This window comes from Legionella donaldsonii, from assembly GCF_900452385.1.
GTDB lineage: Bacteria > Pseudomonadota > Gammaproteobacteria > Legionellales > Legionellaceae > Tatlockia > Tatlockia donaldsonii.
This window is the reverse complement of record NZ_UGOA01000001.1, coordinates 2,528,475-2,544,225: the sequence shown is the minus strand read 5'-3', so window position 1 is coordinate 2,544,225 and position 15,751 is coordinate 2,528,475. Positions and strand designations below refer to the sequence as shown.

Below are 15,751 nucleotides of genomic sequence, written 5' to 3'. Positions count from 1 at the left end.
TGTGCCCTTTTATAGTGATGAGCGTATATTTTTAGGTGAAGGGCTTTTTGAGACTTTACGGGTACTTGATAACAAACCTTGCTATTCCCAGCTTCATTGGCAGCGATTACAGCGTGCTGCACTTTTTTTACAACTTCCTTTTGAGCTTTCTCCGTCTGTTTGGTATGAAAACCTAACGCAGTGTATTGCATTGAACCAGGTGCAAGACGGGGGTATTAAAGTAATTTTAGGTGCAGGAAATGCGCCGAGGGGTTTAGTTGCAACAAGCAAAAAATCCCGGCTGGTTTTTACGGCTTTTAATTATCTGGCTGAGAATACAGCAGTAAAGCTTGGTAGCGCATCTTGGCTGCGTGATAGTAGAAATCCAGTTTATCAGTTTAAATCAATCAATTATTTGGAGGCTATTATTGCTCGCCGCCAAGCGCAAATTAACGGAATAGATGATGTCCTGTTTTTTAATACAGAGCAATGCGCTACAGACACGACAACGGCTAATTTGTTTATCATCAAAAACAATCAGCTTTTTACACCAAGTTTGCAGAATGGTTTGTTACCAGGGATTATAAGACAGCGTTTGTTATCGCTCTGTCAGGAAAATAACATCGTCTGTTTTGAATGCAATTTAAACAAAACCAGCCTGAGCGAAGCAGATGCAGTTTTTATATGCAATGCTTTACAAGGAATACGTCCGGTATCAGTCATTGATAATACAGTCTTTAAGACTAATCATTCATTAATTGCTCAGTTACAAGCCATTCTAGCTGCCGATCAACGAAACTCACTTCGCTGATATTTTGCCTGTTGACGGCGTTGATAAGATTTAAACAGTTTGAAAGTAAGCAATAAGAAGCCTAGAATAATCAAGGTAATAATACTTGAGCTTTTATAAAAAGGCGTTGGGTGAGTTAACGCATCCATACCGGCGTGACCGCAGTAAGTGTAGATAATTTCCCCGGGAGTCAAAAAAATAAAAGTCGTGATGACATAATGTCTGAATTTGATTTGAGTTAGCCCTAAACCATAGTTGACTAGATTAAATGGAATAATAGGGATCAAACGGATTAGCCCTACGAATTGCCAGCCACTACGTTCAACACCTGAGATGAGTTTATTAATCTTCGGTCCCCTGCGAGAAGTAAACCAGTTAGTTGCCAAATGGCGGCTGATACAAAAAGCGCATGCTGCTCCGGCTGTAGCACCTATCAAATTAAATAAAACACCCAGAACAGGACCAAAGAGAGCTCCTCCTGCAAAAGTCAAAACCATGGTGGGTAATAATAGAATAGTAGCCAGGCAATAAAACAGTACGAATAGAACAGGAGCAAGCCAACCCAGATCTTGAATATAACTGAGTACTAATGGCGCGTTTTGTTGGAAAATCCAAGCGCAAGCAATAAACGCTGCTATCGCGAAGACGATACCGAGCGTTTTCATTGATAATAGTTTCTACACAACATACCTGTCACTTTATTACAGAGTAATTGTTTGAGCAAGAATAAACGATGAATTGTTATAGTCGGGAATTGATTTCAATTGGTTTCAGTTTTTATGAATAAAAACTGAAACCAATTGGTTGCTGATCAAGGATTAGTGGACAGAATGCATTTTTCAGAGAATAACTCTTCAAGGCTGTCTATTCCCATTTGGCTTAAATTAGAGTTAATCAGTTGTTTTAGCGGAGCATCTCCACTATAAGCCCCATTCTTTAAGAAGCCAGTGCCAGGATGCTTATTTTGACTTAATTCTACCAATGCAGTTCGAAGCTCAGTGGCAGCTTCCTTCCTTGCTCCTTTGGCATAATCTCTATAATTAAAAAACCAGATCTCGCGTTCTTTTTCTAATTCACTCAAATAGTTGCCAAGAGAGTCAATGAAGCGGGTCAAATTCTCATGAGAAATTTCTTTCGTATCTGACACGATAATGATTGAATCCAATACTCCTTCTGCTACTTCATGGTCATCTTGATCCATAGAGAGGTCTTCAGGCAGTTCTTCTTTGGACTTTGCCATTGTCGTTGTAGTGGCTACTTGTTTGGAAGAGGTATCTACTGAAGGAGACATATAAGACTCCTGTAGGTCCCAGGCCTCCGTTAAAAATCTTGCTTCATGCTCAACTGGAATAGGAGGTAGTGAGTCTAATAATAGCCAGGAAGATCCCATTAAATCTCTTTCTTCTAACTGTTCCCAGTCATTGAAACTTAGATCAATACTGGGTACTTTAAACCCGCCAAATTGTATTATGGATGCCAATATGTTTTGTTGCTCTACTCTTTTTACCGCTAAAATGCCTTCTAATTCTTCCTGATACTCTGCCAATAACTCGTCTGCCTGTGCCAGTTCTTTTGATTTAAAAGGACCTTCTGCTGTTTTAACCGGTACTTCTCTATCGAATGCCGCTATTTGTTCGCGTAAGTTTTTTATTTCTCGCAGACAATCATGAACATAGCTTGCTAACGCGCCAGTTTTTTTCAAGGTATTTCTTTTTGCGAGAGCAGCCATAAATGCGCTTGTTGTTGCAATGGTATCTTTTATTTTTGCTACGTATTCTGCTGTTGCTTCTGGCGGTAATTCATCAGTGGATTTTCCGTATGAAAATATAGTTCTTTCACCTTTGTCGAATAGAAAGTCAACGGCTTCCTGTGCGATCATCATTCGTGGAGTAACCGGTTTAGACGTATAACCTAAATCCAGGCGAATGGCATCGGCGATATATTCCAAATCACTAACGGGGCGTTCTCTACCCAGGTATTTTAAACGCGGGCTGTCTATATCTTGTTGAATAAATAGACCTTGGTGCAAGACATCGTCAAAGACGACCTTAGGATCAATGTGTAGTTTCTCCCTGGCAAATCGCTCAATTTCACGTCGCACTTCATTACTAACGCGAGGATTGCTTGGATCAGCTAAATGGGCTAATTGCTTAATCAACAGGGTTCTATATAGAACAAACTCTTTTGTGTTAACAAAAGGTGTATCCAAATTAGTCGAGTCATCAATTTGGAGGGGTTTATTCAGTGAATAGAGAAAATCCAGCGAATGATTTAAATAGCTTTGGATATTGCCCGCATTAATTTTGGCTTCAACGCGCTCACTGGGGCTGTCAATCCGCAAACCAAGCATTGCACGATAATCGGCGTCACCAATGAATATGGACGCTTTATTTGGATCTTGGGTTAAAGCGTAGTTAAATCGTTGCGCGGTAACCAACATTTGATAATAGGGATGTAATTCATCGACAATTTGTTGTGGAGCAACAATAGGTGCAAGGCTTCGCACTTGCTCCAGATCTTGGACTAAACCGCCAAGTCCGCCTGCTGTAATAGGACGGGTATAAAAATCTACTAATTCTTTGGGTAAAGTAGTTTGGCGAGTTCCTTGTGGAACGGCAGCTACAATTTCCAGGACTTGTTGTTTAATTTTTTCGACTAATTCAAAGCGTTTGATGAAGTCTTTATTCTCATGGTTTTGTAAATAAGCTTGAGTATGGTCAATAAAATTTTTTAACTTCGCCGGGAGAGCACCACGCACTTCAGAACGCATTTCTGCCAGTAACAACTCTTGCATTTCTTTGGTTTGTAGTTCTCCATTCGTGATAATGCCTTTATGGTGTTCGGATAAATTGATTTCTACTTGTTTGCTGTGACGGTAGCGTATGGCATATTCCCTAATCCATGCTGTACTGGCTCCCATGGCAACTTGTCTGTGGCCGCTACTAAAGATATTAAAATAAGCAGCAAACCCTCCGGGAGCATTTTCAGCACTATAGATTTGTAATTGTTTCAGATCCTTATCAGTAGTGGGGACTACCTCTTTAATCAGGCGTTTTAATCGAGCACTCTCATTGATAATATCGTCTCTTGCGTGCTGAAGAGCATCACGATTTTCTTTGTCGCGTTTGAATCGTAAACTATCGATATTATTGACGGCGAAATAAGTCGCTACGGCAGCAAGACAGGTAATGACCAGGCCAATAGCCAGGATGCCCGCGCTAATTGGTCCGCCAATAATGATTGCCGCCAATCCTAAGGCAATGCTACCCGCGATTAAACCACTTATACTGGCTGTAATCTGAGGATGCTTGGCAAGGAAACTTGGTTCAACCATTTGGGCTGTCAAGTAATGTAGGCATTGATTCATGAACTCAATTTGTAATTGTTGAGTGAATCTTTCTCTTTCTTCAGGTTTGGCAAAATAATTTTTTAGCCAGCTAATGATTTTGTATTCTTGTTTCTCATCTTGGATCTTTTGATCCTGGATGTCATAAATATCTACAAAGGCCTGATTAAATAACTTATTTAACTCATCTAAAAAATAGACTTCGATTGCAGCATTAAGGGCTTCTTCATTAAAGGGGTCACCATCAGGTAAATGCTTCCTTTTAAACTCCTCACGCATATTTTGTTTGGCGTCGTTTTCCAATCCTAACAAGAGGCATTCTCTATAATGAAATAGTTTGACCAATTCTTTGGATAGTTCTTCATATTTCTTATCAGTGAATCCTGCTTTTTTCATTTCAGCATCGAATTCTTTGCGTGCATCGTCATTAGCTGCTCTACCAGTGCTGGCTAACCATGCCTGATAAGCCAGATAACCGGCGCCAGCGCCAAGTGCCGCACTAAAAACACCACCCACGATATTTTTAGCTCCTGCTAAAGGATTGATGACATCGATAGGCGAACCCATTTTTTGCGCATAGTAGGCAACACCAGCTACGCCGATACCTAAAAGTCCAGCTAAAACCCCATGACCAACCTTTGCTGCTGTAGAGGGTTGTTCTACTGCAAAATCCAGATAGTGATTTTGATCTTCACGGTAATCGCCAATCTGCTCTACATATCGCCCAACTAATTTGGCCTGTTTTAGATTTCCAGCCATTTCAAGATGAGTGATCATATTTTTTTCTAAATATTTTCGGTGGTTTTCTTTAATAAGGCGAAAATATTCATCAGTGCTCAATTTTTTAGGCATGGTACCGGTTCACTTAAAACAAAATTAATTAAGTATAACAATAGAACATTAAGGATATATTACGATCTTAGAATTTATGTTTTGATCATGATGTCCTTAATTTGGTTGGATTATTGCAATGTAAAGGACGATTGAGTTATAAATTTTGTTGACCTACGAACTGATGCAATCCATGGCAAAACAACGTTGGCAGTTTGCTCTCAGCCAGGCATGCGGTTGGCTAATAAAAAAAGCGATTAAAAAATGGTTTTGCTTAAAAATTCAGGGGCATTATGAATTAGGAGCTGACACGGTCATTGTTATTAATCGTACTTCTGCTATTGATGCGTTATTGCTTGCCTTCTGTTTTCCAGAGCGTTTGACCTTTATTTTACCCGTATCTTTGGCAAAGAAGGGGTGGTTTAAAGTTTTGCGGTTATTTTCAGAGGTACGGGTGAATGAATCTGGGGGATTAGGGATTGTAAAGTCTTTTTGCCAAGCAGTTCAGGAAGGTAAGCATTGTGTGTTATTTCCACCTGAGTACTCCACTTATCTTAACGACGAAGCGATGGTTGAGCTTGCCGGGTTAATGTTGAAAAAAGCGCAGGCAAGCGTTTTACCCGTGCGTATCGATGGCACGCAATACAGTATTTTTTCCTTGGTCAAAGACAAGCATTTGACACAATGGCGCCCCAAGGTAACGCTCCATGTTATGGCTCCCCGCCTGTTAACGACACAGGATGCACCACAATCCAGGAAAAGAGTAGGTCGGGAACTTTTTCTTTTACTTAGTGAAATGTCTTTCACTAATTGGAATCGGGATAAATCGCTTTTTGCAGCGATGTTGCAAGGAGTAAAATTAGCAAAGAAATCCAGGCAATTTATGGAGGATAGCACGGGTAATTCGTTGTCTACACGGCGGTTTATCAGCAGTTGTTTTATTTTAGGACGGCAGTTTAAGAATCAAACACAGGCGGGTGAACGAGTTGGGCTAATGATGCCTACTAGTATTGCTGCGTTAGTCAGTTTTTTTGCCTTGCAAGCATACCGGCGTATACCCGCGATGTTAAATTTTAGTGGCGGTTTTTATAACCTATACGCTGCTTGCCAATTGGCTGGAATTAAAACGATCTACACTTCCCGCCAATTTATTATCACAGCAAAACTTGAGGGCTTACTGCAGGAATTGCTTGCTGCGGGTTTAGAACTAATATTTTTGGAAGATAGTAAAGCGGCTATTGGTTTAGCAGACAAGATAACTGGCTTACTCAAGGGGTTTTTCCCGCTGCGGACTTATGTTGGTTTAGGCGATCGGGTAGCCGTTAGGCAAACAGCTGTAATCTTGTTTACTTCGGGTTCAGAGGGGGTGCCCAAAGGGGTTGCACTCAGTCATGCGAATATTTTGGCTAATTGTTATCAGCTCATTTCTCGGGTTGATTTTTCTGCTGCAGATGTTTTCTTAAATGCTCTTCCTATTTTCCATTGTTTTGGCCTTACTGTGGGTTGTTTGTTACCATTATTCACTGGAAATCGTTGCTTTTTCTATCCTTCCCCTTTGCACTATAAAATAATTCCCAGCTTGGTTTATGACAAGCAGGCAACTATTTTTTTAAGCACGGGTACTTTTCTAACCGGTTATGCTCGGGTAGCGAAACCACGAGATTTTGGCTCAGTGCGCTATGTTTTTGCAGGGGCAGAAAAAGTTAAGCCTGAAACCATTCAAAATTGGAAACAAATTTTTGGAGTTTCTATCTATGAAGGGTATGGGGCAACAGAAGCATCTCCTGTCATTGCGCTAAATTGTTCTATCGCTTCTAAAATAGGCAGTGTGGGTTTACCTCTTCCCGGGATTCAATATCGTGTAGAAGCGATGGAGGGAATCTCTGAAGGAGGGCGATTGTTCATTCGAGGCCCTAATGTGATGGCAGGTTATCTCTCTCCTAATTGCCTAGGGGAAATTAACCATTTAAAAGATGGTTGGCATGATACTGGAGATATTGTCAGTATTGATGACAATGGTTTTGTGAGTATTAAAGGGCGGGTAAAGCGGTTTGCCAAATTGGGTGGCGAAATGGTTTCATTAACAGCAGTGGAATCGATTGCTGCAGTTTTATGGCCAGGACAGACGCATGCTGCACTCTATCAACAATGCCCTAAAAAAGGAGAACAAATCTTATTATTTTCCGAAGCGCCTCTCGCTGACAAATCGACGTTTGTTCACTATATCCATACACTGGGGCATTCGGAACTGTTGATTCCCCATAAAGTATTTCCTGCTACTAAAATACCTGTTTTGACGACTGGAAAGATAGATTATGTTACTTTAGAGCGTGAATTAACGGTGGTGTTTTCTTCCTGAATCCGGTTTAGATAGTTTCTATAATAATTTAATAATGCCTTAATCTTGTACATGTTATGATCTAATTATCGATTGATTGTTGGAGCTATGATGTCTAATAGCACAAACCATATGTTGAATAAAATGCAACCGAATTCAACAAAAAAAGTAATATCTGAACAGCCTGAGGCAGAGGTAGAGGTAGATCAATCAGAATTAAAGCCTGCCAAGGTACTAACCCCTATGCCAAAATCACCAATCGATGAGTTGGTGGTCAAATGTTTGCCCCAAAAAGATAGTTTTGATCTCACACCCACCAAATAGTTCGGTGATTTCTTTTTGTTGCGCTTGAAACGTCTTAATTTTGAGCGGGTTCACCGCTTGAATTCTCGCCCCTGAACGATATACTAATAAAATAAAACCTATCTGTTGGAGTCTCTATGGCTGCTGGGAGTTTTTCGGAAACGTCGCATTGGCGTGACTCAGCAAGAAGCCCTCGTTTTTTTATGGTTGATGCGAGAGCTGCTTTTCCTATTTTCCTTTTTCTTATGCACATCCGAGTGTGGACGGGAGTATTAGTCTTAGTATCTGCAGTGTTTTTTGGAATTATTGAACATTATGGTTTTACGGTTCCGGTATTTTTGCGATGGCTCAGAAGCTTCTTGGCAGGCTCTCTTAAATCTTCTCAACCTTGGTGGCGATGAATGGCAACAGATATTCGTAAAAGTATGGCTTTGATTGCTGCCAATATGAATGCGAAATTTTATTTAAATGATCGTTTTGTAAGCTTTGATGAGGTATTTTCAGAAACCGGTTTATTACCTGCTATTGCCCGGCGAGCGGATCAACTCTGTTCTCTTTGCCTTGGTTATGGACTGGGAGCCACTTTTGATGAGGCTGAGAATGCTTTATTAGGAATCCGTGTGGTATTTGATGAAGTTACTCCTAATGTCCTGCGCCTGCTTTGTATGACTGATGTATTGAATGAACTTATTCAAGGTGGTCCGAGTAGGGATTACACTCCTTTAGATGAATTAATGTACGATTGATCTATATTTATACTGACAAGTGTAAATTAAATGAAAGACTGGTTTCTCTTAAGTTTGTCTTAAGTCATGATCTGTTAATGTAACTCTAAGAGTCATTAGTTTTGGAGTCTGTTATGGGCCTTGGCTTTTTTGATAATAAAAAACCGACTATCAATGCAGATGAAGTAAGGGCTAACATTGCTCTTATAAACAGGTTTATCGGTCTTTTAGATAAAGCGAGTGATAATCCATCAAATTCTCAAGCTCGAGACAAGCTGGTTGATCTCGGCAATAAACTTGGGGAAGCACTCGATCAACCTGACCTAACGGAATCTAAAAAATTAACATAATGAAGAAGTTATATTTTTTGATCAGATTTCTTCCATTTTCTCACAGGAAATTTTAAATAGTACTCCGTGTATGACAAGGAATACTGTTATAATAGCTATATTCCTATATTAATTGTAAAAAACGTAGCCAATCGTTTATCCTTATCCTATATGAAAGATGAATTAACAGAACAACAAGCGCAAGCTATTTTAAAAGCGCTGGATGAAACTATTTCCACAGGTCCTTGGGAAGAGTCGAATTTCTTACGTGTAATTGGTAAAAATTTGCGTGAAATACGTGACAATTTTGCTAAGCAACTAGGTGGTGATGTAAGAGGACAAGAAAAATCTAAAACTGAGTCGAATTTGGCAAATCGAATTGCGCTCCGTGCAGGTCAACAAGAGGTATTTATTGCTCTCTACTCGACTGAAGGACATAATATCCAAGCTTGGGAACGTATTCTTGCCAATCTCCCGCGCCAAATGATTTCACGTCCTATTTATGCTGATGAAAAGGATGTGCAATATTCAATTAAAGCCAAAGAGAATAAAGTAAACGAAGCCTATGTGGCTATCTATATTGATCAAAATGATCTTTTGACAGTACCCTCAGATAAAATACCTATGGATAAGCATGGCAGACCCTTACTGAGTCTTAAAGATCGCTCTATTCATTTGGATAATATTATTCGCTTTGTGCATCTTTCAGGGGTTTACCGTTATTCAAAAGGGCGTTTAGTTAAAAATTCTCATGCAGACTAGCAATGAGAGTCGCGCCTTGTTTAAAGTGGGTATATACTTCATTTAAATTAATCAGTAAAAATTTGGCGAATGGCTCAACAAGCTCAACAACAAGGTGGTAGTGGCGATAATTCAATGGCACCAGTGTGGATCATGGTTCTATTGTTTCTTACCCTGTTTTTTATTTGGAGAACAGCGCACCAGCATATTGTTGCCTTTGTTTTCTATTTAAATATCTTACAAGCAAAACTGGTGACACTTTTTGTTAGTAATGAGCAACTTGCTTCTAATGTTTATTTGATGCAGACAATTGATCCTGCTACGGTTGACTGGGATCAGTTTTTAACGCTGACACGTAGCGTTGGTGATTACATCCGCTATCCTGTCGTTTTAATTCTTGTAGTTCTAGCCATTTTTCTTTATAAATCGGATATCACCCTTAAATTTCGTAGACCTCATAATATGAATACCCTGCGTGCGCAGGAACAGTATAATTGGCTGGCAATTATGCCCGTTGTGAACTTGGATCTGGCCGCTACTGATATCAATACCGGTCCCTGGGCAATGGCTTTAACCCCTATTGAGTTTGCACGCAAATATAAATTGCTAAAAAAAGACGACGCACTCTTAGATAATCCGGTACCTGGGCAAGAGATGACTGCTGGTATTCGCAAGGGAGATGCGAAGCGGGTATTTACTTTGCAACTGGGTCCCTATTGGGATGGCTTTGATCGCTGCCCTCCACAGGCTTATGCCTTGGCCGCTGTCTTTATGGCCCGTATGAACAGAGATAGAGACTCAGCCAATTTAATTTTGGAAACCCTGGATAAAACCTGCACTGCAGGCAAGCCTGATTTTACTGTGGCAAGACCTGTGTTAAAAAAGTATCAGAACGCTGAAAACGTTCAAGAGATTTTGGCGAAGCATGCCTATCTTCTCACTGTTATGGCTTCCTTAATAGAGGCTTCGCGAGAAGATGGCGTAGTTCCGAGTGCAGAATTTCTGTGGTTAAAAACCATAGATCGACGATTATGGTATATGCTTAATTGTATAGGCAGGCAAACGCCATTTGCTGAGGTTGGAGGCCCCTTTGCTCACTGGCGGGCTGAGAAAGAGATGAAACGCCGTTCGTTGGTACCCATGATCGATGAGGCTATCAAAGCCCTTGAAGTCGCGGTGAAAGAAGTCAAATTAACGCCTAAAGAATTGCAGGAGTTAGAACCGTAATGCGTGGTATTGATTCGCGTCATGAAATAGATCCAACCATGTTGCTAAGGGATACCCGTACCCTTGGCCAAAGGCTTGCGGACTTTTTTGCTGATCCGACCAACATTTCTATTGTTTTGGTTTCAGTGGCTGCAGTTTCCTATTATCTCTCTGAAGTGGCTAGCTTAATGCTAATTCTCGGTATTCTGTTTTTTCTTTATAGTTATACCCGTAAGCAAAAACTGCCTTTCAGATTGCCCAAAATTGCCAGAGTTAAAGATTACAATGATCTGAAGCCAGGTGTTGGTACCCCGAATATTGCAAGAGGAATTGCTTTTTTTGGTAATGATCGTAAAACCAATGAGGAGTTATGGTTTGCCAATGATGACTTAAGAACCCATGCCCTTATTTTTGGTTCTACCGGTAGTGGTAAAACAGAAGCCCTTGTATCGTTAGCGTTTAATGCGCTTGTACAAGCCAGCGGTTTTATTTATGTCGATGGAAAAGGGGATAACTCGCTTTACGCTAAAGTCTTTTCCATGGTGCGTAGTATGGGACGTGAAGATGATTTACTGCTCATCAATTTCATGACCGGGGCTCGCGACGTTATTGGTCCGCAGGAAAGACGCCTGTCCAACACGCTCAATCCTTTTTGCCAGGGGTCTTCGAGCATGTTAACTCAGCTCGTTGTAAGTTTAATGGGTTCTTCTGGCCAGTCATCTGATGGTGATATGTGGAAGGGACGTGCTATCAGCTTCGTTGAAGCGCTTATGAAATTACTCGTTTATATGCGTGATGAAGGGGCTATTTTGCTTGATGCCAATAGTATTCGTAATTATTTTGATTTGGTAAAATTGGAATCAATCGTCATTGATAAAATATTTCCCCGTGATGAACAGGAAAGTATCAGTATAGAATCTGTACCAAAATTAGTAACGGATCCCCTGCGTAACTATGTTTTCAACTTACCTGGTTATAACAAAGAGAAAAAAGGCAAACAGGTTTCTCAGGTTTTAGAACAGCATGGTTTCATTACCATGCAGCTGGTACGCGTATTTTCATCGCTTGCAGATACCTATGGACATATTATACGGACTAACCTGGCGGAAGTTGATTTTAAAGACGTTGTACTTAATCGACGGATTCTGGTGGTATTATTACCCGCTTTGGAAAAATCGCCCGATGAGCTATCGAACCTGGGTAAGGTAATTGTTTCTTCTTTGAAGGCGATGATGGCTGCCGGTTTGGGAGATCAGGTAGAAGGTGATTATCGTGATGTTATTTTACGAAAGCCTACCAATTCTCCGACTCCTTATATGTGTATTCTCGATGAGTATGGTTATTATGCCGTGCAGGGTTTTGCTGTGGTACCTGCCCAGGCGCGTTCTCTTGGATTCTCAGCTATTTTTGCTGGACAGGATTTACCTGCATTCCAGAAGGCATCGAAAGAAGAAGCTGCCTCCATCGGTGCAAACACCAACATCAAAATTTGTATGAAACTGGAAGACCCCACCGAGACTTGGGATTTCTTCACCAAAACGGCGGGTGAAGCTTACGTTACTAAAGTAGATTCATTCCAAACCAAGGACTCGAGTATCGCTAATAGCTATATGGATACGAAGAGTTCTTCATTTGAAAAACGAGCACGCATCGACTTATTGGATTTGAAAGATCAGACCGAGGGTGAGTCCCATATCTTTTTCAAATCAAAAATTGTACGCGCTCGTATGTTTTATGCTAATCCAAAGCCAGTTAAGCGTTTAAAACTAAATCAATTCTTGAAAGTAGAGCCGCCACCGGATGACTACCTGATGAAATTACAGAAGCAACTCTCTGGATTTCAAACGATATTGGAAAGTGGTGATTTAAGCATTAATAAAGAAATTGAAAATGAGGAAATCACCTTAATTACGAAGGCATTGCGTGAATCCCAAATTAGTGAGCCCATCGAACGTGGTGTCGCTGCGTTACTTGCTTTCCATGGCCAAAATGAACCTGCTCCTGTTGAGGAATTAATTGAAGAAGAGGAAGAAGGTACTTTAACGATATTTAGAAAACTGACTCAACCTGCAAATACTGTTCCTCTCCTTGTTAAAGAGATAGAGCAATTTTCACAACCTCTGCTGGCCATTAATGAAACGCGTAACTATTTGGCTGTCATTGAGCGTGCGAGCGGAGCAAAAGATAAATACGCGGGTACAGTAGCAAATGAATTAATCAAAGACTTCCAAATGGCAACCAGTTATCCTCCTCATGAGCGTGATATCGTTAGTGTCGAAGATTTAGCCGAAATGGTGGTGGCTCTTTCTGACAAAATTGTCGGTGAACGTGAGAAAGCCAAGGCTAAAGCCCAGGAAGATTGATTGCTAATCCAATGACTGTTGATATTTCTTCCATCGTAGACCAATACCCCTTGGTTTATGTACATCCTTCGATTTGTCACGTCCCTAAACTGGTTCATTTCTTGCCCATAATTGCACCTAAACAGCGGAATTTTTAATAACTGCTTGTAACGCAATGATTAGTATGTTTTTATTTCATTATGCTGGGGAAACTATTTTATCAATAGAGGATTTGTGTTGAGACGATTTCGTAGTGGCTTACCAGGGTTTTTAAGAGGGCATGCCATTTTGCTTGCATCCTTATTGCTCTTTGGTTGTAAAAGCCAACCTAAATATACACCTGAAGAGGATCCCGCACTAAGGCTACCTTTTAAGGTTGCGCATACATCAGATAAGGCTATGATCCGGCTGCAAAAGACACTTGCCAATAACGGTGTAAAGGTTGCCACTATAGGTGAAGATTATTTGGTCAGTATTCCTTCCTCTGCGTTGTTCCCGGATCAATCACCTCGGTTAAACTGGGCTTCCTATGGTTTGTTGAATAAAGTAGCTTGTTATCTAAAAGAATTTCGTAAGGTTGGTGTGAATGTAACCGCGTATAGTAGCAAATATGTCTCAGCAAAACGTGAGCATGCTTTGACCCTTGCAAGAGCAAGAGCCGTAGCTGATTATTTATGGTCGCAAGGTATAGATAGCCGTTTTATCTTTACAGAAGGGTTGGGGAGTGATAAACCTATAATGACCTCTACTCAGGGTGGTGATAAATCACCAAATTCGCGTATTGAAATTACTTTCAGAGATACGATTGTTTAAATGAGGGTACAATGAGTCGAGAGACTTGGAATACAATAAAAAATTCTAAGACATTTTATATTCAAACCTATCGTAGGGCGAGTAAATACCTTATTGTATCGGGATGTATAAATTTACTCTTGTGCTTGATTATATATTACCTTCACCTTCATCAACCGGAACGTGATTTTTATGCTACCAGTGGGATTACTCCTCCTATAAAGTTGAATCCCCTGAATGAGCCAAATTACACAGGCAACGCATTACTTGCGCCTGATCCAACGAATGATGATGAAGTGAAAGTTATACCGCAATAACCGAGGAAATTATGGCTGAAGATGCTTTGACAATTGTTGCTATGAGGAATGATTTTTACCGTGATGGCCAACGTAAAACGATGATCACGCTTATCATTTCAATATTAGTCAATTTCGTTCTGGCTTCACTGTTAGTTTACATGATTACTCATCCACCGGCGCCTAAGTATTTTGCTACAAGCATCAATGGTAGAATTACGCCTTTGTATCCCCTTAATGAGCCTAACCAGTCTGATTCCGCAGTACTGCAATGGGCAAACCAAGCAGCTATTGCTGCCTTTACCTATAACTTTGTGAATTACCGTGATGAGCTGCAAGCTTCGTCAGGATTCTTTACTGCTGATGGTTGGTCACAGTTTTTAACTGCTTTGCAGCAATCAAATAATTTGGATGCGGTGAAGGCCAAGAAACTTATTGTCTCTGCAGTAGCGACTCGAGCTCCCATTATCCTACAAAAAGGGATTTTAAATGGCCGGTACTCTTGGCGTGTACAAATGCCGATTTTGGTAACCTATCAGAGTGCTAGTGAATTTTCACAGCAAAATAACGTAGTGACCATGTTAATCACGAGGGTATCAACACTTAACTCTCCTCGTGGGATTGGCATATCGCAGTTTGTTGTTGGGCCAGCTAGCGGTGGTATAAGTTCATGAATAAGAAGAAAAAAGCCGCTCTTCGGCTTGGTACGCTTACTGTTTTGTTAGGTAGTGTGATTCCGTTTGCTGCCTATTCTGCTGATCAATCCGATTCAGCACAGCAGGCATTGCAACAACTTCGACTTTTGCAACAGCGTTTATCGCAAAATCAAGGCCAACCAGGCCAACCGCAACAACAAGGCAGGCCAGGTACTCCGACGCAGCAAAATACAGTTCCACCACCGACGGCACCCGCTCCAGCAGTTCCAGATGGCCAGGTTGTGAGTGATGCTGATAATGAGCTTATTGATGTTAAGGCATTTGAAGGCGTTACAAGGCAAATGTTTCCACTCACACCGGAACAGCTCTTGCGCCTTAAACAACTTTATCAAACCAATGAGTATGCTAAAGCAGCGACAGCAGGTGTTCCGCCAAAACCAACCGCAACGTCGCAATTCGTTAATTTGTCGCCAGGTTCGACGCCGCCGGTTATTCGTTTGTCACAAGGATTTGTTTCTTCGCTCGTTTTTCTTGATTCAACCGGTGCTCCATGGCCTATCAGTGCCTATGATTTGGGTGATCCCTCCTCTTTTAATATTCAATGGGATAAAACAAGTAATACGTTGATGATTCAGGCTTTAAAGTTGTACAACTACGGTAATCTTGCGGTCAGGCTTCGTGGCTTGAATACCCCTGTTATGTTGACCCTGATTCCTGGTCAGAAGGCAGTGGATTATCGTGTTGATCTCCGTATCCAAGGCTACGGCCCAAATGCGAAGAGTACGCCGATGGAGAATGGCATCCCACCAAGTGCTAACGATCTTTTATTGCACGTTCTGGATGGTGTTCCTCCGCCTGGCAGTCGACGTTTAACTGTAAGTGGTGGTGATGCAAGAGCTTGGATAATCAACGACAAAATGTATGTCCGAACCAACCTTACTATTCTCTCTCCAGGTTGGATAGGAAGTATGACCAGTGCTGATGGTATGCATGCTTATGAAATGCAAAAATCGCCTGTATTACTGGTTTCCTGGCATGGAAAGGTCATGCAGCTCAAGGTAGAAGGGTTATAATCAA

At 41.0% G+C, this 15,751-nt stretch carries 15 protein-coding genes; 13 read left to right on the top strand and 2 right to left on the bottom strand.

Annotated elements, in window-relative coordinates; genetic code table 11:
- Position 1 precedes the first annotated feature (1 nt).
- On the top strand, positions 2 to 790 hold the full coding sequence (locus tag DYC89_RS11525; protein ID WP_245953986.1) for an aminotransferase class IV: 789 nt from the start codon (positions 2 to 4) through the stop codon (positions 788 to 790).
- Here DYC89_RS11525 and DYC89_RS11520 read toward each other — a convergent pair.
- Together DYC89_RS11520 and DYC89_RS11515 are read right to left on the bottom strand one after the other, a co-directional pair.
- A complete protein-coding gene (locus DYC89_RS11520) occupies positions 769 to 1,434 on the bottom strand; it encodes a TVP38/TMEM64 family protein (RefSeq protein WP_115221913.1) in 666 nt (221 codons plus the stop codon). The two genes, DYC89_RS11525 and DYC89_RS11520, sit on opposite strands and share 22 nt — an antisense overlap.
- A 146-nt stretch (positions 1,435 to 1,580) precedes the next feature.
- The gene (locus tag DYC89_RS11515) at positions 1,581 to 4,967 is read right to left on the bottom strand and encodes a hypothetical protein (protein ID WP_115221912.1); all 3,387 of its coding nucleotides are present in this window, start codon (positions 4,965 to 4,967) and stop codon (positions 1,581 to 1,583) included.
- A gap of 172 nt (positions 4,968 to 5,139) precedes the next feature.
- Between DYC89_RS11515 and DYC89_RS11510 the strand changes: the two genes are divergently transcribed.
- From DYC89_RS11510 to DYC89_RS11455, 12 genes are all read left to right on the top strand, one after another.
- Positions 5,140 to 7,305, top strand: coding sequence for an AMP-binding protein (locus tag DYC89_RS11510; RefSeq protein WP_245953985.1), 2,166 nt, complete (start codon positions 5,140 to 5,142; stop codon positions 7,303 to 7,305).
- A 90-nt stretch (positions 7,306 to 7,395) separates the two neighbouring features.
- A complete protein-coding gene (locus tag DYC89_RS11505) occupies positions 7,396 to 7,608 on the top strand; it encodes a hypothetical protein (RefSeq protein ID WP_115221910.1) in 213 nt (70 codons plus the stop codon).
- 116 nt (positions 7,609 to 7,724) lie between these two features.
- On the top strand, positions 7,725 to 7,988 hold the full coding sequence (gene icmT, locus DYC89_RS11500) for an IcmT/TraK family protein (protein WP_115221909.1): 264 nt from the start codon (positions 7,725 to 7,727) through the stop codon (positions 7,986 to 7,988).
- Positions 7,989 to 8,333, top strand: a complete 345-nt coding sequence (locus DYC89_RS11495; protein ID WP_058446979.1) for a type IV secretion IcmS family protein — start codon at positions 7,989 to 7,991, stop codon at positions 8,331 to 8,333. It begins immediately after the preceding gene.
- A 113-nt stretch (positions 8,334 to 8,446) separates the two neighbouring features.
- The gene (locus tag DYC89_RS11490) at positions 8,447 to 8,662 is read left to right on the top strand and encodes a hypothetical protein (RefSeq protein WP_115221908.1); all 216 of its coding nucleotides are present in this window, start codon (positions 8,447 to 8,449) and stop codon (positions 8,660 to 8,662) included.
- Positions 8,663 to 8,812: 150 nt separating this feature from the next.
- Positions 8,813 to 9,403, top strand: a complete 591-nt coding sequence (gene icmQ / locus DYC89_RS11485) for a Dot/Icm secretion system protein IcmQ (RefSeq protein ID WP_181879456.1) — start codon at positions 8,813 to 8,815, stop codon at positions 9,401 to 9,403.
- Between the two features lie 69 nt (positions 9,404 to 9,472).
- Complete coding sequence (icmP, locus tag DYC89_RS11480) at positions 9,473 to 10,609, top strand: type IVB secretion system coupling complex protein DotM/IcmP (protein ID WP_115221906.1); 1,137 nt, start codon at positions 9,473 to 9,475, stop codon at positions 10,607 to 10,609.
- Positions 10,609 to 12,951 (top strand): TraM recognition domain-containing protein, encoded by a 2,343-nt coding sequence (locus DYC89_RS11475; protein WP_115221905.1) that lies wholly within the window; start codon positions 10,609 to 10,611, stop codon positions 12,949 to 12,951. The genes icmP and DYC89_RS11475 overlap by 1 nt, the downstream gene beginning before the upstream one ends.
- 213 nt (positions 12,952 to 13,164) lie before the next feature.
- Positions 13,165 to 13,743 (top strand): type IVB secretion system protein IcmN/DotK, encoded by a 579-nt coding sequence (gene icmN / locus DYC89_RS11470; RefSeq protein WP_115221904.1) that lies wholly within the window; start codon positions 13,165 to 13,167, stop codon positions 13,741 to 13,743.
- An 11-nt stretch (positions 13,744 to 13,754) separates the two neighbouring features.
- Positions 13,755 to 14,039: a type IVB secretion system protein IcmM/DotJ gene (gene icmM, locus DYC89_RS16625; protein WP_115221903.1), complete on the top strand. Its 285-nt coding sequence runs from the start codon at positions 13,755 to 13,757 to the stop codon at positions 14,037 to 14,039.
- An 11-nt stretch (positions 14,040 to 14,050) separates the two neighbouring features.
- Positions 14,051 to 14,692, top strand: coding sequence for a type IVB secretion system apparatus protein IcmL/DotI (locus DYC89_RS11460; protein ID WP_115221902.1), 642 nt, complete (start codon positions 14,051 to 14,053; stop codon positions 14,690 to 14,692).
- The gene (locus tag DYC89_RS11455; protein WP_115221901.1) at positions 14,689 to 15,747 is read left to right on the top strand and encodes a DotH/IcmK family type IV secretion protein; all 1,059 of its coding nucleotides are present in this window, start codon (positions 14,689 to 14,691) and stop codon (positions 15,745 to 15,747) included. Before DYC89_RS11460 ends, DYC89_RS11455 begins: the two co-directional genes overlap by 4 nt.
- Positions 15,748 to 15,751 lie beyond the last annotated feature (4 nt).

Coding starts and splice junctions, on each gene's coding strand:
- icmQ (WP_181879456.1), top strand. CDS start 8,813: ATGAAAGATGAATTAACAGAACAACAAGCGCAAGCTATTTTAAAAGCG.
- DYC89_RS11520 (WP_115221913.1), bottom strand. CDS start 1,434: ATGAAAACGCTCGGTATCGTCTTCGCGATAGCAGCGTTTATTGCTTGC.
- DYC89_RS11455 (WP_115221901.1), top strand. CDS start 14,689: ATGAATAAGAAGAAAAAAGCCGCTCTTCGGCTTGGTACGCTTACTGTT.
- icmP (WP_115221906.1), top strand. CDS start 9,473: ATGGCTCAACAAGCTCAACAACAAGGTGGTAGTGGCGATAATTCAATG.
- DYC89_RS11460 (WP_115221902.1), top strand. CDS start 14,051: ATGGCTGAAGATGCTTTGACAATTGTTGCTATGAGGAATGATTTTTAC.
- icmT (WP_115221909.1), top strand. CDS start 7,725: ATGGCTGCTGGGAGTTTTTCGGAAACGTCGCATTGGCGTGACTCAGCA.
- DYC89_RS11495 (WP_058446979.1), top strand. CDS start 7,989: ATGGCAACAGATATTCGTAAAAGTATGGCTTTGATTGCTGCCAATATG.
- DYC89_RS11505 (WP_115221910.1), top strand. CDS start 7,396: ATGTCTAATAGCACAAACCATATGTTGAATAAAATGCAACCGAATTCA.
- DYC89_RS11475 (WP_115221905.1), top strand. CDS start 10,609: ATGCGTGGTATTGATTCGCGTCATGAAATAGATCCAACCATGTTGCTA.
- icmM (WP_115221903.1), top strand. CDS start 13,755: ATGAGTCGAGAGACTTGGAATACAATAAAAAATTCTAAGACATTTTAT.
- DYC89_RS11510 (WP_245953985.1), top strand. CDS start 5,140: ATGGCAAAACAACGTTGGCAGTTTGCTCTCAGCCAGGCATGCGGTTGG.
- DYC89_RS11515 (WP_115221912.1), bottom strand. CDS start 4,967: ATGCCTAAAAAATTGAGCACTGATGAATATTTTCGCCTTATTAAAGAA.
- DYC89_RS11490 (WP_115221908.1), top strand. CDS start 8,447: ATGGGCCTTGGCTTTTTTGATAATAAAAAACCGACTATCAATGCAGAT.